Consider the following 23,322-nt stretch of genomic DNA (forward strand, 5'->3'; position numbering starts at 1 on the left):
AGAAAAAGGAGCGAGGAGCATGCCGGAATTACCAGAAGTTGAAACCGTCCGGCGCACACTCAAGCGGTTAGTCGAAGGAAAAACGATTGAAACGGTCGATATCAAATGGCCAAATATCATCAAACGTCCTGGGGAGCCGGAAGAGTTCGCAAGAAGGATGGTAGGAGAAACGATACAAACCATTGAAAGAAGAGGAAAGTTCCTGCTCTTTCATTTAGACCATTACGTGATGGTCTCCCATTTAAGGATGGAAGGGAAATACCGTGTACATGAAGCGCATGAGCCATACGATAAACATGTACACGTCGTCTTTACGTTTACAGACGGTACTGAGCTTCGGTACCATGATGTACGTAAATTTGGCACGATGCATTTATTTCAGCCGGGTGAAGAAGAAAAGGAACTCCCGCTCTCACAGCTGGGATATGAGCCTTTTGATGATCAATTCACTCCGGAATATTTATGGGAGCAATTGAAAAAAACATCCCGTGTGGTCAAAACAGCGCTGCTTGATCAAAAGATTGTCGTGGGACTAGGTAATATTTATGTAGATGAGGTTTTGTTTAAAGCAGGCATTCATCCAGAAACAAAAGCGAATCAGCTCAGCCTTGAATCGTGTAAAGTGCTTCACAGGCATATTATCGATACACTTCAAGTGGCGGTAGATGCAGGAGGAAGCACGATTCGCTCATATATCAATTCACAAGGTGATATTGGCACATTTCAGCTGCAGCTTCTTGTGTATGATCGGCGGGGAGAGCCTTGTCAAACATGCGGAAGCATCATTGAGAAAACAGTAGTCGGAGGGCGCGGCACTCATTTTTGTGTGACCTGCCAAAAACGTCCTCAATAAAAATCAGCCATCAGCATGCTTCCTTTTTGCTGTGCATACGATAAAAAACATTCATTTTTCAGCAAGGTGTAGACTGACACACAGCCCACCTGCTCTTCATATAGTGAAGAAGAGTCTAAGGACGCCTAGAGACTCTTGATCATCGTTGCATGAACAGAAAGGAAGAGTTCAGGTATGATTTCGATTTCGCTCCTGTTTTTAGCTATTGCAGTCAGCATTGACAGCTTTTCTGTAGGCTTTACGTATGGCCTTCGTAAAATGAAGATTCCATTTAAAGCGATTGTCATTATTGCATGCTGTTCAGGGATTGTGCTGCTCATTTCCATGCTGATTGGCAGCCTGCTGACGACATTCCTCCCTGTCTCAGTGACAGATAAACTTGGTGGAGGCATTTTAATCGCCATTGGACTTTGGGTCCTTTATCAATTTTACAAACCAGCGAAAGAGCGTGATTTGCTTCTTCATGAAAAGACATTGCTCAATGTGGAAGTGCAATCGCTTGGTCTTGTTATTCAAATTTTGCGAAAGCCGACAAGTGCAGATATTGACCGTTCTGGGACGATCAATGGAATAGAAGCGGTGCTTCTTGGGATTGCTTTATCCATTGATGCATTTGGCGCAGGGATTGGCGCAGCGATTCTAGGCTTTTCTCCAATTGTCATGAGTATCACTGTGGCCGTGATGAGCTCACTCTTTGTGTGTATCGGGCTCCGTGCCGGTCATTACTTGGCAAATTGGCGCTGGATCGATAAACTTGCATGCTTACCAGGGCTTCTGCTCATTTTAATTGGGGTGTGGAAGCTGTAAAGGAGGAAATCAATTGACGCTTGTCATTGGATTAACAGGCGGGATTGCTAGTGGAAAAAGCACCGTCTCACAGATGATAAAAGAGCAGGGCATCCGGGTCGTGGACGCAGATGTCATTGCAAAAGAAGCGGTTGCCAAAGGAACACCAGCTCTTCAACAAATCGTTCAAACCTTTGGTGAGGATGTTCTCCTGCCAAATGGGGAGCTGAACCGGCAGCAGCTTGGAGCCATCATTTTTTCTGATGAAGAGAAAAGAAAGCAGCTGAATGCGATTGTTCATCCTGAAGTGAGAAAAGAAATGCTCAAACAGAGAGATGAAGGGGTTAGTCAGAACGAAACCTTCGTTGTCCTCGATATCCCGCTTTTATTTGAAAGTCAGCTGGAAAGTCTCGTCGACCGCATCATTGTGGTGTATACAACGCCTGAATTGCAGCTATCGCGGCTCATGAATCGAAATGACCTCAGCGAGGAAGAAGCGCTGAATCGTATTCACTCTCAGCAGCCTCTTGAGGAGAAATGTAAAAAAGCAGACCGCGTGATAGAGAACACACAAGACCTTGCTTTTATCAGAAGGCAATTGCAGAACATATTAAATGAATGGGAACATACAGATAAGTAAGAGTACATACACGTACTCTTCTTTTTTTATGCTTTATTCTGATTTCCTTTGAAAAGAACAGCCCTTTTTAGAAAATATACGTTTATATACTGGCAATTACATTCTAATGTGATATACTAATTTCATAAATAAATTTATTGAGTATAACACATAATAGAGGAGTGACCTGTTCATGAAGGTAAAAGCAGCGATCAATGGGTTTGGCAGAATTGGACGCATGGTCTTCAGAAAAGCAATGCTTGATGATCAAATTCAAATTGTAGCGGTGAACGCAAGCTATCCTGCCGAAACGCTAGCACATTTAATTAAATATGATACAAATCATGGACGTTACGAATGCGATGTGACAGCAGAAGATGACGCCTTGATTGTGAATGGCAAAAGAGTGCTTTTGCTCAATAATAGAGACCCAAAGCAGCTTCCATGGGGAGAGCTTGGGATTGATATCGTGATCGAAGCAACAGGTAAATTTAATTCAAAAGATCAAGCGATGGGCCATATAGATGCCGGAGCGAAAAAAGTCGTTCTAACAGCTCCAGGTAAAAATGAAGACATTACGATTGTGATGGGCGTCAATGAGGATGATCTTGATCCTGAAAAACACGTCATTATTTCAAACGCATCTTGTACAACAAACTGTTTAGCACCAGTTGTGAAACTGTTAGATGATGAATTTGGCATCGACAATGGTTTAATGACAACGGTTCATGCTTATACAAATGATCAAAAAAATATCGATAACCCGCATAAGGATCTGCGCCGGGCGAGAGCATGTGCTCAGTCCATTATTCCAACTACGACGGGTGCCGCTAAAGCGCTTTCTTTAGTACTTCCGCACATGAAAGGGAAATTGCATGGACTTGCACTTCGCGTACCAGTTTCCAATGTGTCGATGGTTGATCTTGTTGTTGACTTGAAAAAAGATGTCACAGCAGAAGAAGTCAATGCAGCCTTCTCGAATGCATCTAAAACATCTCTTGCCGGTATTTTAGATTACACAGATGAGCCGCTTGTCTCTACGGACTTTAACACGAATCCTTATTCAGCAGTCGTTGATGGACTGACAACGATGGTAATGGAAGGGAGAAAAGTGAAAGTTCTTGCATGGTATGACAATGAATGGGGTTATTCATGCCGAGTGGTTGACCTTGTGAAGTTTGTCGGGGCACAGATGAAAGAGCTGTCTGCTGTTTGAAATGAAGAAGATGAACGTCCCTTTTTCAAGAAATGAGAGAAAATCCCACTAAAAACACAGCTTGCAAAATGGGTCTAAACAAAGTATACTATTTTTCGTGAACTTCTTGTTCGCAGACTCATTCGGGTATACTTAAAGGGTTAGGACCTCTTAGGACTAACTTTCCCCCGTGGTATATGTCCGGTCCGGCTGCTTAGAACTTCACTCTTTCATTCTTGTTTAAAGGGGGGTCCATGATGGAAACAATCGGACGTCACGTTATCTCCGAGCTATGGGGATGCGACTGTGATAAACTGAACGACATGGATTTTATTGAAAAAACGTTTGTAAATGCAGCTTTGAAATCAGGAGCTGAGGTAAGAGAGGTTGCTTTTCACAAATTTGCACCTCAAGGAGTAAGTGGAGTTGTCATTATTTCTGAATCTCATCTGACAATTCACAGCTTTCCTGAACATGGTTATGCGAGCATAGATGTTTATACTTGCGGCGACCTAGATCCGAATATTGCAGCAGATCATATCGGAGATGAATTAGGTGCTGAAACAAGAGAAAACATCGAAATTCCTCGAGGCATGGGACCTGTACAAGTGAAACAGGCACAAGCCAAAGCACTGTAAACATAAAAAAGATTGCAATGGGAGCTGGCCAAAAGCATTGAATGCCTTTGTGTTATGCTCCTTTTTATATTTATTTGATAAAAAATCCAACATTCCCCAGCTTGTCTATACTTTTGTTCTAGGAAAACAAAGGTTTTTTTTATAAAATAAAGAAAGAGGCATTATGGCAAAGGGGATACGTATATGACTTTAGGACAAAAGTTAAAACGGTTCATGTCAAACCATACAGAAACAGCTGACGAACATCCAGTGTCAGAACTGAGAAGCCATTACTACAAATCGACGAATGCACAAGTTTTTCAAGCGGTGGAAGCTATGCTTTCCCGAAGCGATTCCTATCAAGTGACATCTGTTTCAGCAGAACGAGGTGAAATCAGCGCAAACATACGATTGCCGAAAAAAGCCTTTCTCGTGGCGACTGTCATTTCAATTCGTCCTTTTGAAACAGCTGTCGATTTTAATGTGACAACAGAAACGGCTCTGCCCACAGATTTCGGCTATAGTCAAAAAACCGTTCTGTCCCTTTATGATGAAATAGACAAACAACTTCCAAGAATAGATCGGAGCTGATGAAATGAAATGTCCCACATGTCAGCACCTTGGCACAAGGGTGCTTGATTCAAGACCAGTAGATGAAGGGAAATCCATCCGTCGTAGAAGAGAGTGCGAAAGCTGCCAATATCGCTTTACGACGTTTGAGAAATTAGAAGAATTACCGCTGATTGTGGTGAAAAAAGAAGGGATTCGAGAAGAATTCAGCCGGGAAAAAATGCTGAGAGGACTCATCAAAGCGTGTGAAAAGCGTCCTGTCGCTTTAAAGCAGCTGGAGGATGTCTGCTTTAATATCGAAAAAGAACTGCGCAATCAAGGCATGTCAGAAGTGAAAAGCGAGCTTGTAGGTGAAATGGTCATGGACGAGCTGGCGAAAATTGATGAAGTGTCTTACGTCAGGTTTGCCTCAGTTTACCGGCAGTTTAAAGATATCAATGTCTTTATTGATGAATTAAAAGATCTATTAAAGAAAGAACGCTAAAAGAGCTGGAGATTCTTCATGCTCTTTTTCCTGCGTAAAGCGTAAAACGTAAAAAGAGTGTACAATGGAAACAATCGCAATTCATGGGGAGGATCAGCATATGACAGAGCATTGGAAGGAAGTGCTAGCCGTCGATCCGTATGTCGTCAAAAGCGCTTCATTGCTCGGTGACATCGATAGACAGCTCATCACTCTTTTATATCAGCCGCTTATTGGCATGTCCGCTTTTAGCTTATACATGACGCTTTGGGGTGAGCTGGAACAAAATCGTATATGGGGGAAACCTGCACCTCATCGGCAGCTCATGGTCATGCTGCAGACGAATTTAAATGATATTTTTGAGGAACGTTTAAAGCTTGAAGCGATCGGCTTACTCCGCACATATGAACAGGAAACGGAAGAAGGCAGACTGTTTACATATGAGCTTGTACCGCCGTTAAGACCGGATGAGTTTTTCCAAGATGGTATGCTGAATGTCCTGCTGTACCATCGTGTAGAAAAAGCAAAATATATGCAGCTGCGTGATTATTTCTCTTATCCAGGTGTTCCTGCAGAAGCAAAGAACATTTCACGTTCGTTTGAAGAAGTGTTTCACGTATTGCAGCCAGGCGAACGCAAGATGACAGAAGAAATTCATCAGGCGTCATCGCTTGATCAAGGCTATGAATATGTGACCGTTGGATCGAGTCAGCCGGCACCGCTCTCAGACGAATCCTTTGATTTTGATCTATTGTTAGCGGGAATGTCTGACATGATGATTCCAAGAAAGGCTTTGACAAAGCAGGTAAAAGAAACAATTAAGAAGTTAGCTGTTGTATACGGCATCACCCCGCTTCAAATGCAAAATATTGTAGCAGGTGCATGCGGTTCGGATCAAATGATCTCAACAGAAGAGCTGAGAAAAGCAGCAAGAGACTGGTACCAAATTGAATACAGAGGCGAACAGCCAAAACTAATTGATCAAAAACAGCCAAGACACTTGCGCCAAGATGCTTCAAAGACGCCGGCGGCAGATACTCCAGATGCAAAATTGATTGAAAAGCTGGATCATATTTCGCCTAGGGAGCTGCTAAAAGACATGGCAGATGGCATTGAGCCAACGTATGCCGACTTAAGAATTGTCGAAGATATCATGCTCGAGCAGCAGCTAGAGCCAGGTGTCATGAATGTTCTCATCTACTATACATTACTCAAAACAGATATGAAGCTGTCAAAAACATATATGCAAAAAATCGCCGCTCATTGGGTGAGAAAGAAAATCAAAACCGTAGCAGCGGCCATGAAAATTGCCAAAGAAGAAAACAGACAAATGACAGAGTGGGCGCAGCAGAAAAAGCAGCGCAGCACATATGGTTCAGGAAAAGTCGTCAGGGAAGAGAAACTGCCTGACTGGATGAAAGAAACCGAAACAAAAGAACAGCCGGCAAAAGAGCAAACGGACAGTCTGTCTACAGAAGACCTCGAACGAGAAAAAGAAAAACTGTTAGATCAGTTTAAAAATATGAAAAAGTACAATGCACATTAAGGTGAGGTGAGATGGGATGAAACCGATCGGTCGTTCATTTGAACAGCTAAAAGGACGTGTAGATTTTCGCGTGAGATACAATCAGATTAAAGAAAGTGTGTTATCTGATAAAGATGTGAAGGCCTTTTTACAGAAGCATCAAGAAGAGATACATGAAGACATGATCAATCGCAGCTTGAACCGGCTCTTTGAATATGTGCAGCAGTCGAAGGGCTGCTCTTATTGCTTAGATGACGAAAACGTCAATGCCATTTTAGATGGGTATCACCCGAAGCTTGTGATCAAAGGTCAGAGTATTGATATTGAATATTCCCCTTGCCCAGTCAAGCTCCGGCTCGATAGACAGAAAAAACAGCAAGAACTGATGAAAAGCATGTATATTCCGCAAAATGTCCTTCAAGCGACGTTCGCTGATCTGAACGTTGTGGGAAGACAAGAGGTCATCCAAAAAGTAGGTCAATTCCTCCAAAGCTATGATGAGACTGGAAAAGGAAAAGGCTTGTATTTACACGGAAAGTTTGGAGTAGGAAAAACGTATATACTGGCAGCTATTGCACAGCAGCTAGCGGAGAAAGAATACCCATCTCTCCTTGTTTACGTGCCTGAATTTGTGAGAGAGTTAAAAAATTCATTAGCTGATCATACGCTAGAAGAAAAGCTGAATATGGTCAAGTCCACCCCAATTTTAATGCTTGATGATATTGGTGCAGAATCGATGACAAGCTGGGTGCGGGATGAGCTGCTCGGAACGATTTTACAATACCGTATGGCAGAGCAGCTGCCGACATTTTTCTCTTCTAATTTCTCACCAAACGAGCTGAAGCATCACTTTACGTACTCACAGCGTGGGGAAAAAGAAGAGGTCAAAGCCGCTCGTTTAATGGAACGGATTCTCTATTTAGCAGAGCCAGTGTTGCTCGAGGGAGAAAACCGCCGTCATTTATAAAAGCGTATGTCACCTGAAGGAGGAGCAAATGAAATGAACAAAAGAAAATGGCTGCTTTTTCTTGTGATTGGCATTTTTGCTGCTGCACTGTGGTGGCTGAACAAACAGCATCTTCAGCTTGCGCCAAAAGATGTGAAGAATTGGGTGCTTCAATTTGGGATGCTGGCTCCCTTTGTTTTTCTTTTTTTATCTCTTTTCCGCCCGTTTGTTCTTGTCCCGATTACGGTCTTTTCCTTGGCAGCAGGTTTGGCATTCGGCAGTGTCCTTGGGACGGTTTATGCCCTCATTGGAGCTACAGCCGGGGCAACAGGCTCCTTCATGATTGCTTCAACCTTTCGAGCAAAAAAGAAGGAAACGGATTCAAACAGCCGGAAGCTGAAAGCGGTGACGTCCCGTATTCAGGAGCATGGATTTCTTTATATTTTGTTATTGCGTATTGCACCGATTCATTTTGATTTTGTCAGCTATGCGGCAGCCGCTTCGCGTGCAAATTATCGTGCATTTGTGGCAGCCACCTTTTTAGGCTTAATACCGGGGACAATTGCGTTAAATGTTCTCGGCTCAAGCTTTGTCAGCGGCAATTATGCGGCCTTAGTGGTTGTTTGTTTGATTTATTTGATCTTTATCTCCGTACCACTCATTTTAAAAAGAAAGATGCCTGATTTATTTTAGGCGTCTATTTTTTATGTTCTCCCCATATATATGTAACAGATGTCGTTAGGGGGGACAAACATGCTTGAAATAATCTTTGAAGATGAATATGATACCGCCGCTTTTTTACATCTTGCTGAACACTTGGACAGTCGGCATCACATGTCAATTCAACAAGGGAAAGACCGGCTTCTCATAGAGGCGAAGGGATCAGAAGAAGCACTTGAGCACATTGTGCGGCCATTATTGGTTCACTTTTTTTTGGAATGCAAAGAAAATGAGCGCATGCGCAGCATCCTTGAAAACACCTATTTATTTAAAGATCCTGAAGAGCAGCACCAAATTCTTTCCATCGCTCACAGTATCATGAATGGGGACTTAGATGATATTCCCGGCATTCATCAAGACCCGCCTAGAGAAGCCCTTTTAAAAAAGGAGCTTGAGGCGATTTCTTTACAGCAAGGTGTTTTTTCAATTGGTTCATTTATGACATTTAGGCTGTCAGAGTATGACCGAAGGCTGAAGAACTATGTTGAAGTGTCCATTGAAGAATACAAAATGGAACAAGAGTATCAAAATTTCATTCAATCACTTCGAGACTATGTGATGGCAAGAGAGCCTAGGCTCGAAAAAGTACATGTTGTGCATCAGGACCGCCTGGTGATTTGGGAATTTCGCTACGCTTCTGAGCGTGATCAAAAACAATACATAGACAGACAGTTTGTAAGAGAGCATCCAATGTATATTGATTCGCAGCTGATTGCACCGCTCGTCTCTATTGCACCGCAAAAAATTGACCTATTTACAAATGATACAGGTCACTCGATGGTGCAAACCATTCAAAATATTTTTCAAGAAAGGGTCGAGGTGTTCCCGTCTCATTCATTCCAAGAGCAGAATGTTCAATTTGTACATGCTCATTTCAACAAGAAAAGTGAAAAGCTTTCTTGATTTTCACGAAAAAACGTTTTATAATACGGTGTAACTTCATACAGAGACCGTATTGATAAGGACATGAACAAATGAACACCCGCTTAAAGAGAGGGAAGCCGCGGCTGAAAGCTTCCTAGCAGAGGACCATTTGCTTTACCACCTTTGAACATCAGCTGTGAACTTTTTAGTAATGGCTGACGGGAATTCCCGTTATCGAAACACAAGCCGTATTTGCTTATGAAAAAGTAAGCTGCAAATACGGGAAAAAGGGTGGAACCACGATTCCGTTTATTCAACCTCGTCCCTTTCCAGGGGGCGGGGTTTTTATATTGCCAAAAAAAGGAGTGACCAGAGATGTCAGAACAAATTCAACTTACATTTCCAGATGGAGCAGTCAAGGAGTTTGACAAAACAGCTACAACAGAAGACATCGCGGCATCAATTAGCCCGGGCCTAAAGAAAAAAGCACTTGCCGGTAAATTGAACGGTAAAGAAATAGATCTGCGTACGCCGCTATTAGAAAGTGGAACAATCGAGATTATCACAGATAAAAGTGAAGAAGCACTCGACATTATGCGCCACAGCACAGCACATTTGCTAGCACAGGCAATCAAACGCCTGTATGGAAAAGAGCATCACGTTCAGTTTGGCGTAGGTCCTGTCATCGAAAATGGTTTCTACTACGATGTGGACATCGATGTTGCCATCACACCTGAAGACTTACCAAAGATTGAAAAAGAAATGAAGAAAATCATTAACAGCAATCTGCCAATTGAGCGAATTGAAGTATCAAGAGAAGAAGCGAAACAGCGCTTTGAAGCGATTGGTGATGAATTGAAGCTTGAACTGTTAGAGGCGATTCCAGAAGGTGAAGCTGTAACGATTTATGAGCAGGGTGAATTCTTTGACCTCTGCCGCGGGATTCACTTGCCGTCTACAGGGAAAATCAAAGAGTTTAAACTGTTAAGCCTTGCAGGTGCATACTGGAGAGGTGACAGTAACAACCAAATGCTTCAGCGTATTTACGGAACAGCTTTCTTCAGCAAAGAAGATTTAAATGAGCACTTACGTCTGCTGGAAGAAGCGAAAGAACGCGATCACCGTAAGCTTGGAAAAGAGCTGAAACTGTTTGCGAATTCTCAAAAGGTTGGTCAAGGACTTCCACTTTGGCTGCCAAAAGGCGCAACGATCCGCCGCGTCATCGAGCGTTACATTGTCGATAAAGAAGTGCGTCTTGGCTATGAGCATGTGTACACACCAGTTCTTGCGAATGTTGAATTGTATAAAACATCAGGACACTGGGCGCATTATCAAGAAGACATGTTCCCAGTGATGGAAATGGACAACGAAGATCTTGTTCTTCGTCCGATGAACTGTCCGCACCATATGATGATTTACAAAAACGAGCCGCACAGCTATCGCGAATTGCCAATTCGTATTGCGGAGCTTGGTACAATGCACCGCTATGAAATGTCAGGTGCCTTATCCGGCCTTCAGCGTGTTCGCGGTATGACATTAAACGATGCACACATCTTTGTTCGTCCAGATCAGATCAAAGACGAGTTCATCCGTACAGTTCGCCTAATTGAAGAAGTGTATCAAGACTTTGGCTTGAATGACTACACATTCCGCTTATCTTACCGTGATCCAGAAGATACTGAGAAGTATTTCGATGACGATGCGATGTGGAATAAAGCACAATCGATGCTGAAGGATGCAATGGACGAGCTTGGTCACGACTACTATGAAGCAGAAGGCGAAGCGGCATTTTATGGTCCGAAGCTTGATGTACAAGTGAAGACAGCTCTTGGAAAAGAAGAGACATTATCCACTGTACAGCTTGATTTCTTACTTCCAGAACGCTTCGATCTCACATACATCGGAGAAGATGGAAAGCACCATCGCCCAGTTGTCATTCATAGAGGCGTTGTTTCTACAATGGAACGCTTTGTTGCCTTCTTAATTGAAGAGTACAAAGGAGCCCTTCCAACATGGCTGGCACCTGTACAATTCCAAGTCATTCCAGTTTCACCGTCTGTTCATTTAGACTATGCGAAAAAAGTGCAAGAACGTTTGCAGCTTGAAGGTCTTCGTGTAGAGCTTGACAGCCGCGATGAAAAAATTGGGTACAAAATTAGAGAAGCGCAAATGCAAAAGATTCCGTACATGCTTGTCGTCGGAGATCAAGAAGCAGAAAATGGCGCTGTCAATGTAAGAAAATACGGGGAACAAGATTCAGAAACAATGGATCTTGAAGCCTTTGTGAAACATGCAGTAGCAGAAGCAAAAAAATAATAAGCAGCCAGTGATTCTCTTGAGATCACTGGCTTTTTTCTTTTTGGAAAACATCCTCCACTAGTGATCCAATTTCTAAAAAGAGACGTTTAGATAGTACAAAAGTAAGGGTAAGTATGTACTATTGGTTTGAGACAAATTGGGGGAATGAAAGCGATGATGCAAACAACAAACAATTTATCGTTACATGTATTGGAGCAATCAGCTGTTCTTCGTGCATTAGAGCACTCGCTGGCAATGATTGAATTTAATGTGACAGGTGAAGTTCTATGGGTGAACGATATATTTGCAAAAGCCATGGGATATTCTAAAGAAGAGATGATCGGTCTTAAACATAGACAGTTTTGTCCTCCGCATATTACAGAACACACAAGCTATCACATGTTTTGGAAGCGTTTGAGAGAAGGTCAAGTCTTTCAGGAAAAGGTGCAGCGGATCACAAAAAACGGCAGCACCTTATGGCTTGAAGCGACCTATTCACCTGTTCAAGATGAAGAAGGAACTGTAGTGGGTGTTGTGAAAGTGGCAACAGATATTACGGAGAGAGAACACACAATGAAACAGGTTGTAGAAGGCTTAAAGGAGATGTCTGCGAAATTAATGGAACGAGCAGAAGTTGGCATTCAGCATAGTCAAAGTGTCAATGCCTCCTTTGATCATATAGCAAACGAAACCGATCAAAATATGAGCTTGCTAAAAGGATTAACGGAGCAGGTAGAGTCCATCAGCTCCATTGCTGCAACCATTAACAGTATTTCTTCACAAACCCAGCTGCTCGCCTTAAATGCGGCAATAGAAGCGGCACATGCGGGTTCCTATGGAAATGGCTTTAGTGTTGTAGCAGCAGAAATTCGAAAGCTTGCAACAAATTCAAAAGAAGCGATCGTCAAGGTAGATCAATATGTGAAGGCGATCCATACAGAAGTAGAGAAGGTCAGCAGCGGAACAAGCCGGGCAAAGACAACCGTGTTTACAAACCGGAATCTTGTAAAGCAGGCAAGCGAGGAATTCATTGTTGTAGGAGAAGCAGCACGCGGCTTAGACCGGCAAGCGCAAAATCTAGCGGCAATCATATAGCTCTAAAAATAAAAAAACACCCAATCTCGTCAGGAGAAGGGTGTTTTTTTGTTCTATTTTAATATATCAAACAATTCATGTAAGTCTTTGATTTCATAATCAGGCGTCACATCTGTTTCATTTTTCTTGCCATGGCGATTGATCCAAACGGTTTGGATGCCAGCCCGAGATGCACCGAGAATATCTGTTTTCGGATTATCTCCAACCATGATCACTTCGTCTTTTGTTAAGTTTAACAGCTGAAGGCAGTGCTCAAAGATACCTGGATCGGGTTTGCCTTTTCCGTAATCTCCTGAAATCACAATTTCGTTAAAATAAGGTGCTAGCTCAGGAACACCTGCCAGTTTCTCCTTTTGAAGGCTAGGATCTCCGTTTGTTAAAAGGAGCAATTCGTAACTGCCTTTCAGGCGGTTTAAAACAGGGTATGTTTCTTCATAGACATATGGGCGTTTTCTGCGTTCAGCTGCAAAGAAATCAGCCAAATATTGACCAAATGCCTCATCGTCAATTCCCGCTGTCTTTAAGCCGTTGGTCCAAGCGTTTTTGCGATACTCTGGTGCAATGGCGTTCAGCTTTTGAAAGCCTTCGCTAATCGGTTCACTAAAATTCGACCACAGTCCTTCGAAAGGATTAATGCCGATCATGACAGTATAATCATATGTTTCATAGGAAGAGTACAGCTTTCTTGCTTCTTCACGTACAATCTGTTCAAACGATTCTGGATCAAGTCCATATTTCTTTTCCGCTTCGCGGCAAGTTTCCTGAAAAGTTGTATGAATGCTTTTTTCATCCCAAAGCAAAGTATCATCTAAATCGAAAAATACGGCTTTCATGATCTTCTCCCTTGTTATGTATGTGTTACCTTCAATTGCAAGTGACAGGCTCATGTTCATTTTACAATAGAAGAAGAGGGCAATAAAGAAAAGATTTGAGAGATATTTGATCATTGACCGCACATGATAGAATAGAAAGACAATAGATATGACATACATCATTTGAGGTGGCCGGTTTGCTTCATTTAATTATCATGATGATCGAGCGTGTGGGGATCATCGTTATTTTAGGATTTGTGCTTGCCCATGTGAAGGGCTTTCGCAATCTATTGCTACATAATCAAGGATTTAGGAAAAAGGCAATCCTAGTCTTCATTTTTGCTTCTTTTAGTATTATCAGCAATTACACAGGTATTGAAATCCAGCAGCAAATTGTCATGAATCATGAGTTTTCTTATCATCTTGGCTCGTCCAGCTCTATCGCCAATACGAGAATTATGGGGATCGAAATGGGTGGTTTGATCGGGGGGCCGTTTGTAGGGATTGGCGCAGGGCTTTTAGCTGGAATTCATCGCTATTCTCTAGGAGGAAGCACTGCGCTCAGCTGTGCGATTTCTTCCATTTTAGCGGGTGTCATTGCAGGCTATGTCGGCAGTAGGTTTAAGCGGAGGAATCGAATGGTGACACCTCGCCAAGCAGCCCTTTTTGGTGTGGCGATGGAATCATTACAGATGATCATTATCCTTCTGTTTGCAAGGCCTTTTGCTGATGCATGGGGGCTTGTCAGTATCATTGCCCTGCCGATGATCTTTGTAAATGGAATCGGCAGCTTTATCTTTTTATCTATTTTACAGTCAGTCATTCGGCAAGAAGAGCAGGCAAAAGCGATGCAGACACATCGTGTATTTTCGATCGCCGATCAAACACTGCCTTTTTTCCGCCAAGGGTTAAATGAACAGTCCTGTAAAAGTGTGGCGGAGATCATTCATCGGTTGACTGAAACAGATGCGGTCTCCTTAACAGACACAGAAAAGATTTTAGCGCATGTCGGAGATGGAACAGATCATCATATTCCATCTAAAAGCCTGATTACGGGGCTGTCGAAACAAGTCTTGATGAGCGGCAAGATTATGAAGGCACATTCGAAGGGCGAAATCAATTGTTCTGTCGCCCATTGCCCTCTTGAAGCGGCAATCGTGCTGCCGCTCACTTCTAACGGTCAAACGATCGGAACGTTAAAAATGTATTTCAATTCTCCGGTCGGATTAAGCAGGGTGGAAGAGGAGCTTGCAGAAGGTTTGGCGATGCTGTTTTCCACACAGCTTGAGCTTGGGGAGGCGGAAACCCAAAGCCGCCTCTTAAAAGATGCAGAGATCAAAGCACTTCAAGCACAAGTGAACCCGCACTTTTTATTTAACGCCATTAATACCATCTCTGTTTTATGCAGAACCAATGTGGAGATGGCCAGGAAGCTGCTGCTGCAGCTAAGTATTTATTTCCGTTCAAATATGCAAGGCGCCCGCCAGCTGCTGATTCCAATGCAGAAGGAGATTCAGCATGTGGAGGCATATTTGTCACTTGAACAAGCAAGGTTTCCAAATAAATATCATGTGACCTTTCAAATTGAAAAGGAGCTGGAGCAGGTGCTGATTCCGCCCTTTGTGCTTCAGGTGCTCGTTGAAAACGCAGTGAGGCATGCTTTTCCTAAACATCAAACGAATTGTGAAGTCATCGTATCCGCTTTGATGAAAGATGGGCATGTTTATATGAAAGTGACAGATAATGGACAGGGGATTGAAGATGATAAGATGGCTCAGCTATTAAAAGCGCCTGTCGAATCACTTGAAGGAACAGGGACAGCCCTTTTTAATTTAGATCAGCGGTTAAGAGGGATTTTTGGCAGACAAGCCGCTTTATCCATTCATAGTGACCAAGGCACTGACATCTCATTTCACATTCCGATGGACTATGTAAAAAAGGATGATTCTCGTTGATGAAGGTATTAATCGTAGATGATGAAGTGTTAGCAAGAGATGAATTAAAATACTTATTACGAAGAACGAAAGAGGATGTTCAAATAGAGGAAGCAGAAAATATAGAATCTGCGTTTGACCGGATGGTCGATCATAAGCCGGATCTGCTCTTTTTAGACATTGATTTATCTGGTGAGAACGGATTTGATATTGCCAAAAGGCTCAACCGGATGTCTGATCCACCAGCAATTGTATTTGCGACAGCCTTTGATCAATATGCGCTGAAGGCGTTTGAGGTAAGTGCCCTTGATTACTTAACAAAACCATTTGATGAAGAGCGGCTTTTGCAGACCATCCAGAAGTTTAAAAAATGGAAATCCATTGAGACGCAAGAGCATCAGCTGTCAGATGAGAAAGCGCCTCACCAGCAAAAATTAGCGATCTCAGTCGATGACTCAATTGTGATCCTGCAAGTTGAAGAGATCATGTATGTAGGACTCAGCGAGGGGAAAAAGGTCGTGAAAACAAAAGATCACATGTATGTGGTCACAGAACCGCTTGTGGTCATTGAAAAGAAACTTCCTGAGGCTTACTTTATGAGAGTCCATCGCAGCTATATCGTGAATACCTCTCATATGAAAGAAGTACAGCCGTGGTTTAATTCGACGTATAATCTGCATATGACAGACGGGTCTATTATTCCTGTCAGCCGCACATATGCCAAAGAATTAAAGAAGTCACTCCTGCTAGAGTAGGAGGGCTTTTTTGTTTGTATTTCAATACTCGTTTTTTGCATTTCAGTCATTGAATCCAGCGAGTTTTATTGTAAACGCTTCATTCATTTATTTCATGCCTTATACTGAGGGCAGTCGAAGAAAGAGGTGAAGGGGCATGAGTGCCACGAAAGTATATGGATTTCTATCTCAAGCATTTATTTTTGCAACCGTAATGTTCGTTTCTAATCTCATTTCAATGTATTTACCGATACCGATGCCCGCATCCGTCATTGGTTTGGTTCTATTATTTGTTTTGTTAACAACGAAAATCGTCAAACTGGAGCAGGTCGAGCAATTAGGTACATCATTGACAGGACTCATTAGCTTTCTATTTGTTCCCTCTGGGATCTCAGTTATTCAATCACTAGGTGTCATGCAAGAAGTAGGTGTGCAAGTAGTCGGTGTCATTATCATTGCAACTATTATGCTACTTGCAGCGACAGGGCTGTTTTCGCAGCTTCTCATGCAATTATCAGAAAAACCGCAGAAACGTAAAGAGACAAAGGAGAGTAAATCTGCTCCTTCTCATTCAAATAAACCAGCTTCAAGTACGCATTAAAGGAGAGATGTAAAATGGGTACAAGTACAATGAGTCCTTATTTTGGCATTGTCGTCTCATTAGTCGCCTTTGGGATAGGGACATTCTTATTTAAAAAATCAAAAGGTTTCTTCTTGTTCACCCCGCTGTTTGTGGCGATGGTACTGGGCATTTTATTTTTGAAAGTTGGCGGTTTTTCCTACGCAGATTATAATGAGGGCGGCAAGATTATCAAATTTTTCTTAGAGCCTGCCACGATTGCTTTCGCTATCCCGCTTTATAAGCAGCGAGCCTTGCTTAAAAAATATTGGTGGCAAATTTTATCCGCTATTTTTGTAGGTTCACTTTGTTCCATTACGATCGTATATCTCGTAGCAAAAGGGATTCATTTAGATGCGGCTGTGATGAAAAGCATGCTTCCACAAGCAGCGACAACAGCGATTGCCCTTCCGATTGCAAAGGATATTGGCGGAATCGCGGATATTACAGCCTTTGCGGTCATATTTAACGCAGTCATTGTCTATGCACTAGGTGCTTTCTTCTTAAAATTGTTCCGCATTAAAAACCCAGTGGCAAAAGGTCTTGCACTTGGTACATCAGGACATGCGCTTGGGGTTTCGGTTGGAATTGAGATGGGAGAAGTAGAAGCAGCTATGGCGAGTATCGCCGTTGTGGTCGTAGGAGTTGTGACCGTTATCGTTATCCCAATCTTTATGCAGTTGATTCTTTGATGGCGTCATTGTGTGAAAAAGTCTTGCCCAATTCGTCTCATCATGTTAAACTGAAAAAGTTGTTTCAAGAGTTCGGGTACTTGACGGACTAATGAAAATTGTGTAAAATAATTAACGAATTGAATAGATATCACAAGCAGAAGCACCCGCTTCTCACCTGATTGACACATGTTTGTAGTTGACAGGTTGACCGTACATTTATTTTTTCATGCAAATGTTCGCAGTGTGGGTGTTTTATATGCCCACACTTTTTGTTTGCCTGTAAAACATACAACGAAATGGTCAAAATGAATTGTGAACTCAATTCAAAATCTCATGGAGGTGGCTCACTATTAGCAAAGATCAATTAGTTAATGAAGGTATTCGTGCGCGTGAAGTTCGTTTGATCGGACAAAATGGCGATCAGCTGGGAATTAAAACCCGCCAGGAAGCTCTGGAAATTGCTACGAAAGCCAATCTTGACCTTGTGTTAGTTGCTGCAAATGCAAAACCACCTGTTTGCCGAATCATGGACTACGGTAAGTTCCGATTCGAACAGCAGAAGAAGGAAAAAGAGGCACGTAAGAATCAAAAAATCATTAGCTTAAAAGAAGTTCGGTTGAGCCCGACAATCGATGAACATGATTTTAACACGAAGCTCCGTAATGCAATCAAATTCCTTGAAAAGGGAGATAAAGTGAAAGCTTCTATCCGCTTTAAAGGCCGTGCGATTACGCATAAAGAAATCGGACAGCGCGTGTTAGACCGTTTCTCTGAAGCTTGCGCTGAAGTAGCAACAGTAGAAACAAAACCTAAGATGGACGGACGCAGCATGTTCCTCATGCTTGCACCAAAAGTCGAAAAGTAAAGTAACAGAGGGAGGAAACATCCAATGCCAAAAATGAAAACTCACCGTGGATCTGCTAAACGTTTCAAAAAAACAGGTTCTGGTAAACTTAAACGTTCTCATGCGTACACAAGTCACTTGTTCGCTAACAAATCTACAAAACAAAAACGTAAATTGCGTAAGAGCGCAATCGTAAGTGCTGGAGATTTCAAACGTATCAAACAACAACTTGCAAACATCAAGTAATTTGGAATAGGAATCATAGGAGGGAATTACAATGCCAAGAGTAAAAGGCGGAACTGTGTCGCGTCAGCGTCGTAAAAAGGTTCTTAAATTAGCAAAAGGTTATTTCGGTTCAAAACATAGATTATACAAAGTAGCAAACCAACAGGTGATGAAATCTGGAAACTACGCTTTCCGTGACCGTCGTCAGAAAAAACGTGACTTCCGTAAACTATGGATCACTCGTATCAATGCTGCAGCTCGTATGAACGGTCTTTCTTACAGCCGTTTAATGCATGGCTTAAAGCTTTCTGGTATCGAAGTAAACCGCAAAATGCTTGCTGACCTTGCTGTGAATGACCTAAGTGCATTCAATCAGCTTGCTGATGCTGCAAAAGCACAACTAGACAAGTAAGTTTTATAAAAGATCATTCCTTCGAGGGGTGATCTTTTTTTCTCATCATGTGAGGTGAAATGAATGAATATGGCTTTGATTCTGCTGCTTATTTTGGTGAATGGCTACGGCTTTTTTCTCATGGGTGAGGATAAACGCCGGGCAAAAGCACATAAATGGAGAATTTCAGAGGCGCATTTATGGAGTGCTGCGGTGCTTTTTGGCGCTGCTGGATCGTATCTAGGAATGCAGTATTTCCGGCATAAAACAAAGCATCCTGCCTTTCAAATCGGCATGCCTGTATTAATTATTTTACAGCTGATCCTATTAGGATATATCCAAGTTATTTGAAAAAGGAGCAGACGCCATCAGGATGGCGTGTCTGCTCCTTTTTTTTGTTTGATTTTTTTAATGGGCTGATCCCAATCAATTTTTGTTTGAGGATAACGCTCGATAATGTTTTCCTCTAGTTTTTCAAAGTCTTCTAATGTAAATTCACTTAGCTTCTCAGGTGACTCCGTCCAAACGTAAATGGAGTGGACAAACAGAGGATGATCCTTAGAAGGAACATGCTTCTCCCCTTCAAACAAGACACCTTTATAGACGAAATTAAAATTTTTGCGCGCATTTTGCTGTTCGTCCATAAAATAAAAGCCTTCTTTTAATTGTGCTTGTTTCAGCTTTCTTCTCGGATTTGAGAAGAATTTTACCGCCATGTAGAAGATGTAGACAAGCAATGCAACAAGAGCTAGTCTCATGAGGATTACAAACATGACAGGATGCACCTCCAATACCGTTATCTGATGTACTACGAATGAAAACACCAAAAGGTTTCAACTTTTTAAAAAAAAATATTTCGTTAAACGAAAAAATATTCATAAAAAGATCGTATTGAACGAAAGAGGTTTTGTATAATAAGAATGCACCATGAAGATAAAGGAGGATAAATGGAATGACAAAGCTAGATCAAACATTAACTATGCTGAAAGACCTAACGGATGCAAAAGGGATTCCAGGAAATGAACGTGATGTCAAAAAAGTCATGCAGACATACATAGAATCATATGCAGATGAAGTCTCTACAGACCGCCTTGGCAGCTTGATCGCTAAAAAGGAAGGAAACGCAAACGGACCTAAAATTATGCTCGCAGGTCACTTAGATGAAGTAGGATTCATGGTGACAAAAATTGATGACAAAGGCTACATTCGTTTTCAAACAGTCGGCGGCTGGTGGTCACAGGTCATGCTCGCCCAGCGTGTCACCATTGTGACGAAAAAGGGAGAGATCACAGGTGTGATTGGTTCAAAACCACCACACGTCTTGTCACCTGAAGCTCGCAAAAAGTCAATTGAGATTACGGATATGTTTATTGATATTGGGGCGTCAAGCAAAGAACAGGCAATGGAGTGGGGCGTGCTGCCTGGAGATCAAATCGTTCCTTACTTTGAGTTTACAGTCATGAATGATGAAAAAATGCTCCTTGCAAAAGCATGGGACAACCGCATTGGCTGTGCAGTGGCAATTGATGTCATGAAAAACTTACACAATGCTCAGCATGAGAATATTGCTTACAGCGTCGCAACTGTCCAAGAGGAAGTAGGCCTGCGTGGAGCTAAAACAGCAGCGGCTACGATTCAGCCTGATATTGGATTTGCCATTGATGTAGGTGTTGCAGGAGATACACCAGGCATCACTGAGAAAGAAGCAACAAGCAAGCTTGGCAAAGGACCAACGATTGTTGTATTTGATGCTTCAATGGTTTCTCATAAAGGACTTCGTGATTTTGTTGTCCAAACAGCGGATGAACTGAACATTCCTTATCAATATGATTCAATGCCTGGCGGTGGGACAGATGCTGGCGGTATTCATTTGACAGGTCATGGTGTTCCATCACTATCTATCGGGATTCCGAGTAGATATATTCATACACATGCCGCAATGATTCACCGAGATGATTATGAAAATGCAGTGAAGCTTTTAACAGAAGTGATCAAAAGACTTGATCAAAAAACTGTTGAACAGATTACGTACGGTTCTTAAGTAAGAAAGCCTTTCCTCAGTACAGGGGAAAGGCTTTTTTTATTGAATTTCCCAGGAAATGAACGTTGTTTTTTAAGATGCGTCAAAAGAACTGTTTGTGGTAAAAGAAGAGAACATTTCCTAGTGAATAAGGCACATGTGATCGAGCGTTTATTTTTGTAAGATGAAAGCAATAAAAAGGACAGAGCCATAGAATGCCCTGTCAAAAGAGAGTTTATGGAAGTAGGTGAAGCTACCTTAAGAATAAACACATTATTCTTATTTGTCAACTTGGTTTTAAAAGAAAGAAAAATCAATTAATTTATGTTATATTTGTAACAAATTGTTTATACAAAGGGGATGGTTAAATGAATGCGGTTACAATTGTAATAGGATCTATGTGTATTTTAGCGATTGCCTATCGTCTTTATGGCACATTTATGATGGTCAAGGTATTAAAGGTCACAGATGATCATCCTACACCGGCTCACACGCTAGAGGACGGGAAAGATTATGTGCCGACAAATAAATGGGTCACATTTGGGCATCACTTTGCTGCGATTGCAGCTGCTGGTCCGTTAGTGGGTCCGATTTTAGCCGCTCAATTTGGATATTTACCTGGTCTCCTTTGGCTTTTAATTGGTGCAGTCATAGGCGGAGCTGTACATGATCTAGTCGTCTTATTTGCGTCGATGCGAAAAAAGGGGAAATCATTATCAGAGGTAGCGAAGGAAGAGCTGGGACCTGTTGCCGGGTTTTGTACAGGGCTTGCGATGCTGTTTATTATTACGATCACAATGGCAGGTTTGTCTATGGTTGTGCTTCATGCTTTAGAACGTAACCCTTGGGGGACATTTGCAGTTGGAATCACAATTCCGATTGCGATGGGGGTTGGTCTGTATTATAAAAAAACAGGCAATTTAAAGCTGGCGACATCTGCCGGATTTATTTTGCTGATGTTTGGTGTATTCCTTGGGCCAAATATTCAAGGAACGGTACTTGGTGATTTTTTAACACTTGATACAAAAACGCTTGCTCTTGCTCTGCCGATCTATGCCTTCTTTGCTGCGGCTCTGCCAGTTTGGCTGCTGCTCGCACCGAGGGACTATTTAAGTAGTTTTATGAAAATTGGTGTATTCATTGCGCTGATTGCCGGAATCTTTGTCGTGAATCCGTCCATTCAATTCCCGGCGTTTACAGAGTTTGTGAATGGAGGAGGACCTGTATTAGCTGGTCCTGTCTGGCCATTTATTTCGATTACGATTGCTTGCGGAGCCATTTCTGGTTTTCACGCATTTGTTGGTTCAGGGACAACGCCTAAGATGCTGGACCGCTGGAGTGATATGAAGCCTGTTGCGTTTGGCGCAATGCTGGTAGAATGCTTAGTTGGTATTATGGCTTTAATTGCGGCTACGGCTCTGCATCCAGGGGATTATTTTGCGATAAACAGTACGCCAGAAGTGTTCCGTACACTCGGTATGAGTGTTGAAAACCTTCCGCAGCTGAGTAAAGAAATCGGCCTTGATTTAGAAGGAAGAACGGGTGGTGCCGTAACATTAGCGGTAGGGATGGCATATATCTTTACGGGGATTCCGTTCTTTAGTCATTTGGCTTCTTACTTCTTCCAGTTCGTCATTATGTTTGAGGCTGTCTTTATTTTAACTGCTATTGATGCGGGGACACGTGTGGCTCGCTATTTGATTCAAGACTTCTTAGGTGAAGCATATAAACCGCTTAAACGAACTGACTGGGTACCTGGTTCGGTGTTTGCAAGTGCGCTTGCTTGTTTTATGTGGGGATACTTACTTTATTCAGGGGACATTGGCTCTATTTGGGCGCTGTTTGGGGTTTCAAACCAGTTAATGGCTTCGGTTGGGTTAATTATTGGGGCAACCGTTGTATTAAAAATTGCAGATAAAAGGCGATATATGCTCACTTGTTTAATTCCGCTTGCTTACTTATATGTGACGGTGAATTATGCAGGCTATTGGATGGTAGCGAATGTATATCTCAATCCTGAAGCATCCGGCTACAGCGTGCTGAATGCGGTGCTTTCGATCATCATGCTGATCTTAGGATTTGTCATTATTGTGTTTGCAATTAAAAAATGGGTCGAAATCTGGCGTGATCCAGCGCTTCGAATGGAAACGCCTATCACTGGCTAAATGAAAAAGGCCGGCTTGCTTTTATAAGCAAACCGGCTTCTTTTATTGCTGCTGCTGAGGCTTTAAGCCTTGCTCTAATGTTTCAAGGATCTCATTTTTTTCGTTTTCTGATGCTTCTTGCCATAGCACCTCGAACAATACGCCAAGGCCTGGCAGCATTTTTTCCTCGCCGCTTTGAATGGCATCTAAAATCGTATGTTCAAGCTGCTCTTGATTATGGCCAGTAATGTTTTGAATGACTGCGCCTCTTAAATTAAAATCCATTGCCCACACTCCTTTTTTGATGGTAATAGCCCTATTCTGTCTCAAAGACAGGTTTATTATGTAGTGTGCATGAGATATAATAAATTCAT

General features: G+C 42.2%; 26 protein-coding genes and 2 other annotated features. Of the genes, 23 read left to right on the top strand and 3 right to left on the bottom strand.

Annotation, left to right across the window (positions count from 1 at the left end; genetic code table 11):
• Positions 1–19 precede the first annotated feature (19 nt).
• From mutM to MHI60_RS13345, 13 genes are all read left to right on the top strand, one after another.
• The gene (gene mutM, locus MHI60_RS13285) at positions 20–853 is read left to right on the top strand and encodes a DNA-formamidopyrimidine glycosylase (RefSeq protein ID WP_024426140.1); all 834 of its coding nucleotides are present in this window, start codon (positions 20–22) and stop codon (positions 851–853) included.
• 174 nt (positions 854–1,027) lie between these two features.
• Positions 1,028–1,660, top strand: coding sequence for a sporulation membrane protein YtaF (gene ytaF / locus MHI60_RS13290; protein WP_024425705.1), 633 nt, complete (start codon positions 1,028–1,030; stop codon positions 1,658–1,660).
• Between the two features lie 13 nt (positions 1,661–1,673).
• Positions 1,674–2,279: a dephospho-CoA kinase gene (gene coaE / locus MHI60_RS13295; RefSeq protein ID WP_144484925.1), complete on the top strand. Its 606-nt coding sequence runs from the start codon at positions 1,674–1,676 to the stop codon at positions 2,277–2,279.
• Between the two features lie 172 nt (positions 2,280–2,451).
• A complete protein-coding gene (locus tag MHI60_RS13300; protein WP_024425707.1) occupies positions 2,452–3,474 on the top strand; it encodes a glyceraldehyde-3-phosphate dehydrogenase in 1,023 nt (340 codons plus the stop codon).
• 236 nt (positions 3,475–3,710) lie between these two features.
• On the top strand, positions 3,711–4,091 hold the full coding sequence (gene speD, locus MHI60_RS13305) for an adenosylmethionine decarboxylase (protein WP_003216492.1): 381 nt from the start codon (positions 3,711–3,713) through the stop codon (positions 4,089–4,091).
• 183 nt (positions 4,092–4,274) lie between these two features.
• Complete coding sequence (locus MHI60_RS13310) at positions 4,275–4,661, top strand: cytosolic protein (protein ID WP_144484923.1); 387 nt, start codon at positions 4,275–4,277, stop codon at positions 4,659–4,661.
• 4 nt (positions 4,662–4,665) lie between these two features.
• Positions 4,666–5,124, top strand: coding sequence for a transcriptional regulator NrdR (gene nrdR, locus MHI60_RS13315; RefSeq protein ID WP_003216720.1), 459 nt, complete (start codon positions 4,666–4,668; stop codon positions 5,122–5,124).
• A gap of 100 nt (positions 5,125–5,224) precedes the next feature.
• On the top strand, positions 5,225–6,649 hold the full coding sequence (locus tag MHI60_RS13320) for a replication initiation and membrane attachment family protein (RefSeq protein WP_144485038.1): 1,425 nt from the start codon (positions 5,225–5,227) through the stop codon (positions 6,647–6,649).
• 16 nt (positions 6,650–6,665) lie between these two features.
• On the top strand, positions 6,666–7,595 hold the full coding sequence (dnaI, locus tag MHI60_RS13325) for a primosomal protein DnaI (RefSeq protein ID WP_095409255.1): 930 nt from the start codon (positions 6,666–6,668) through the stop codon (positions 7,593–7,595).
• Between the two features lie 33 nt (positions 7,596–7,628).
• Complete coding sequence (locus MHI60_RS13330) at positions 7,629–8,267, top strand: TVP38/TMEM64 family protein (RefSeq protein WP_144484921.1); 639 nt, start codon at positions 7,629–7,631, stop codon at positions 8,265–8,267.
• Between the two features lie 60 nt (positions 8,268–8,327).
• On the top strand, positions 8,328–9,197 hold the full coding sequence (ytxC, locus tag MHI60_RS13335; protein WP_111292677.1) for a putative sporulation protein YtxC: 870 nt from the start codon (positions 8,328–8,330) through the stop codon (positions 9,195–9,197).
• Positions 9,198–9,240: 43 nt separating this feature from the next.
• Positions 9,241–9,488: a binding site (T-box leader), on the top strand.
• Positions 9,489–9,533: 45 nt separating this feature from the next.
• A complete protein-coding gene (gene thrS / locus MHI60_RS13340) occupies positions 9,534–11,474 on the top strand; it encodes a threonine--tRNA ligase (RefSeq protein WP_111292676.1) in 1,941 nt (646 codons plus the stop codon).
• A gap of 156 nt (positions 11,475–11,630) precedes the next feature.
• On the top strand, positions 11,631–12,551 hold the full coding sequence (locus MHI60_RS13345; protein WP_144484920.1) for a methyl-accepting chemotaxis protein: 921 nt from the start codon (positions 11,631–11,633) through the stop codon (positions 12,549–12,551).
• Between the two features lie 53 nt (positions 12,552–12,604).
• Here the strand turns inward: MHI60_RS13345 and MHI60_RS13350 are convergent, their stop codons facing one another.
• On the bottom strand, positions 12,605–13,384 hold the full coding sequence (locus tag MHI60_RS13350) for an HAD family hydrolase (RefSeq protein WP_144484918.1): 780 nt from the start codon (positions 13,382–13,384) through the stop codon (positions 12,605–12,607).
• 176 nt (positions 13,385–13,560) lie between these two features.
• Between MHI60_RS13350 and MHI60_RS13355 the strand changes: the two genes are divergently transcribed.
• The 8 genes from MHI60_RS13355 to MHI60_RS13390 all read left to right on the top strand — a co-directional run bounded on the left by MHI60_RS13355 (position 13,561) and on the right by MHI60_RS13390 (position 19,135).
• On the top strand, positions 13,561–15,318 hold the full coding sequence (locus MHI60_RS13355) for a sensor histidine kinase (protein ID WP_144484916.1): 1,758 nt from the start codon (positions 13,561–13,563) through the stop codon (positions 15,316–15,318).
• A complete protein-coding gene (locus MHI60_RS13360; protein WP_144484914.1) occupies positions 15,315–16,052 on the top strand; it encodes a LytTR family transcriptional regulator DNA-binding domain-containing protein in 738 nt (245 codons plus the stop codon). Before MHI60_RS13355 ends, MHI60_RS13360 begins: the two co-directional genes overlap by 4 nt.
• A gap of 136 nt (positions 16,053–16,188) precedes the next feature.
• On the top strand, positions 16,189–16,632 hold the full coding sequence (lrgA, locus tag MHI60_RS13365; protein ID WP_095409249.1) for an antiholin-like murein hydrolase modulator LrgA: 444 nt from the start codon (positions 16,189–16,191) through the stop codon (positions 16,630–16,632).
• Between the two features lie 14 nt (positions 16,633–16,646).
• Entirely contained in the window at positions 16,647–17,342 is a 696-nt protein-coding gene (gene lrgB, locus MHI60_RS13370) for an antiholin-like protein LrgB (RefSeq protein ID WP_024425719.1), read from the top strand.
• Between the two features lie 128 nt (positions 17,343–17,470).
• Positions 17,471–17,602: a sequence feature (ribosomal protein L20 leader region), on the top strand.
• Between the two features lie 71 nt (positions 17,603–17,673).
• Positions 17,674–18,189 (top strand): translation initiation factor IF-3, encoded by a 516-nt coding sequence (gene infC, locus MHI60_RS13375; protein WP_024718649.1) that lies wholly within the window; start codon positions 17,674–17,676, stop codon positions 18,187–18,189.
• 24 nt (positions 18,190–18,213) lie between these two features.
• Entirely contained in the window at positions 18,214–18,414 is a 201-nt protein-coding gene (rpmI, locus tag MHI60_RS13380; protein ID WP_003216324.1) for a 50S ribosomal protein L35, read from the top strand.
• Positions 18,415–18,445: 31 nt separating this feature from the next.
• On the top strand, positions 18,446–18,805 hold the full coding sequence (rplT, locus tag MHI60_RS13385) for a 50S ribosomal protein L20 (RefSeq protein ID WP_003216409.1): 360 nt from the start codon (positions 18,446–18,448) through the stop codon (positions 18,803–18,805).
• Positions 18,806–18,868: 63 nt separating this feature from the next.
• A complete protein-coding gene (locus MHI60_RS13390; protein WP_024426128.1) occupies positions 18,869–19,135 on the top strand; it encodes a DUF1294 domain-containing protein in 267 nt (88 codons plus the stop codon).
• Between the two features lie 17 nt (positions 19,136–19,152).
• Here the strand turns inward: MHI60_RS13390 and MHI60_RS13395 are convergent, their stop codons facing one another.
• Positions 19,153–19,557: a hypothetical protein gene (locus MHI60_RS13395; RefSeq protein WP_024426127.1), complete on the bottom strand. Its 405-nt coding sequence runs from the start codon at positions 19,555–19,557 to the stop codon at positions 19,153–19,155.
• A 179-nt stretch (positions 19,558–19,736) separates the two neighbouring features.
• On the opposite strand from MHI60_RS13395, the gene MHI60_RS13400 reads away from it, so the two are divergent.
• Both MHI60_RS13400 and cstA read left to right on the top strand, forming a co-directional pair.
• Positions 19,737–20,825, top strand: coding sequence for a M42 family metallopeptidase (locus MHI60_RS13400; RefSeq protein WP_024425723.1), 1,089 nt, complete (start codon positions 19,737–19,739; stop codon positions 20,823–20,825).
• Between the two features lie 347 nt (positions 20,826–21,172).
• Positions 21,173–22,969: a carbon starvation protein CstA gene (gene cstA / locus MHI60_RS13405; RefSeq protein ID WP_144484912.1), complete on the top strand. Its 1,797-nt coding sequence runs from the start codon at positions 21,173–21,175 to the stop codon at positions 22,967–22,969.
• A 42-nt stretch (positions 22,970–23,011) separates the two neighbouring features.
• Here cstA and sspI read toward each other — a convergent pair whose 3' ends face one another.
• Positions 23,012–23,233: a small acid-soluble spore protein SspI gene (gene sspI, locus MHI60_RS13410; RefSeq protein ID WP_024425725.1), complete on the bottom strand. Its 222-nt coding sequence runs from the start codon at positions 23,231–23,233 to the stop codon at positions 23,012–23,014.
• Positions 23,234–23,322 lie beyond the last annotated feature (89 nt).

The organism is Bacillus sp. FSL K6-3200 (assembly GCF_038630485.1).
Classification (GTDB): Bacteria; Bacillota; Bacilli; order Bacillales; family Bacillaceae; genus Bacillus; species Bacillus safensis.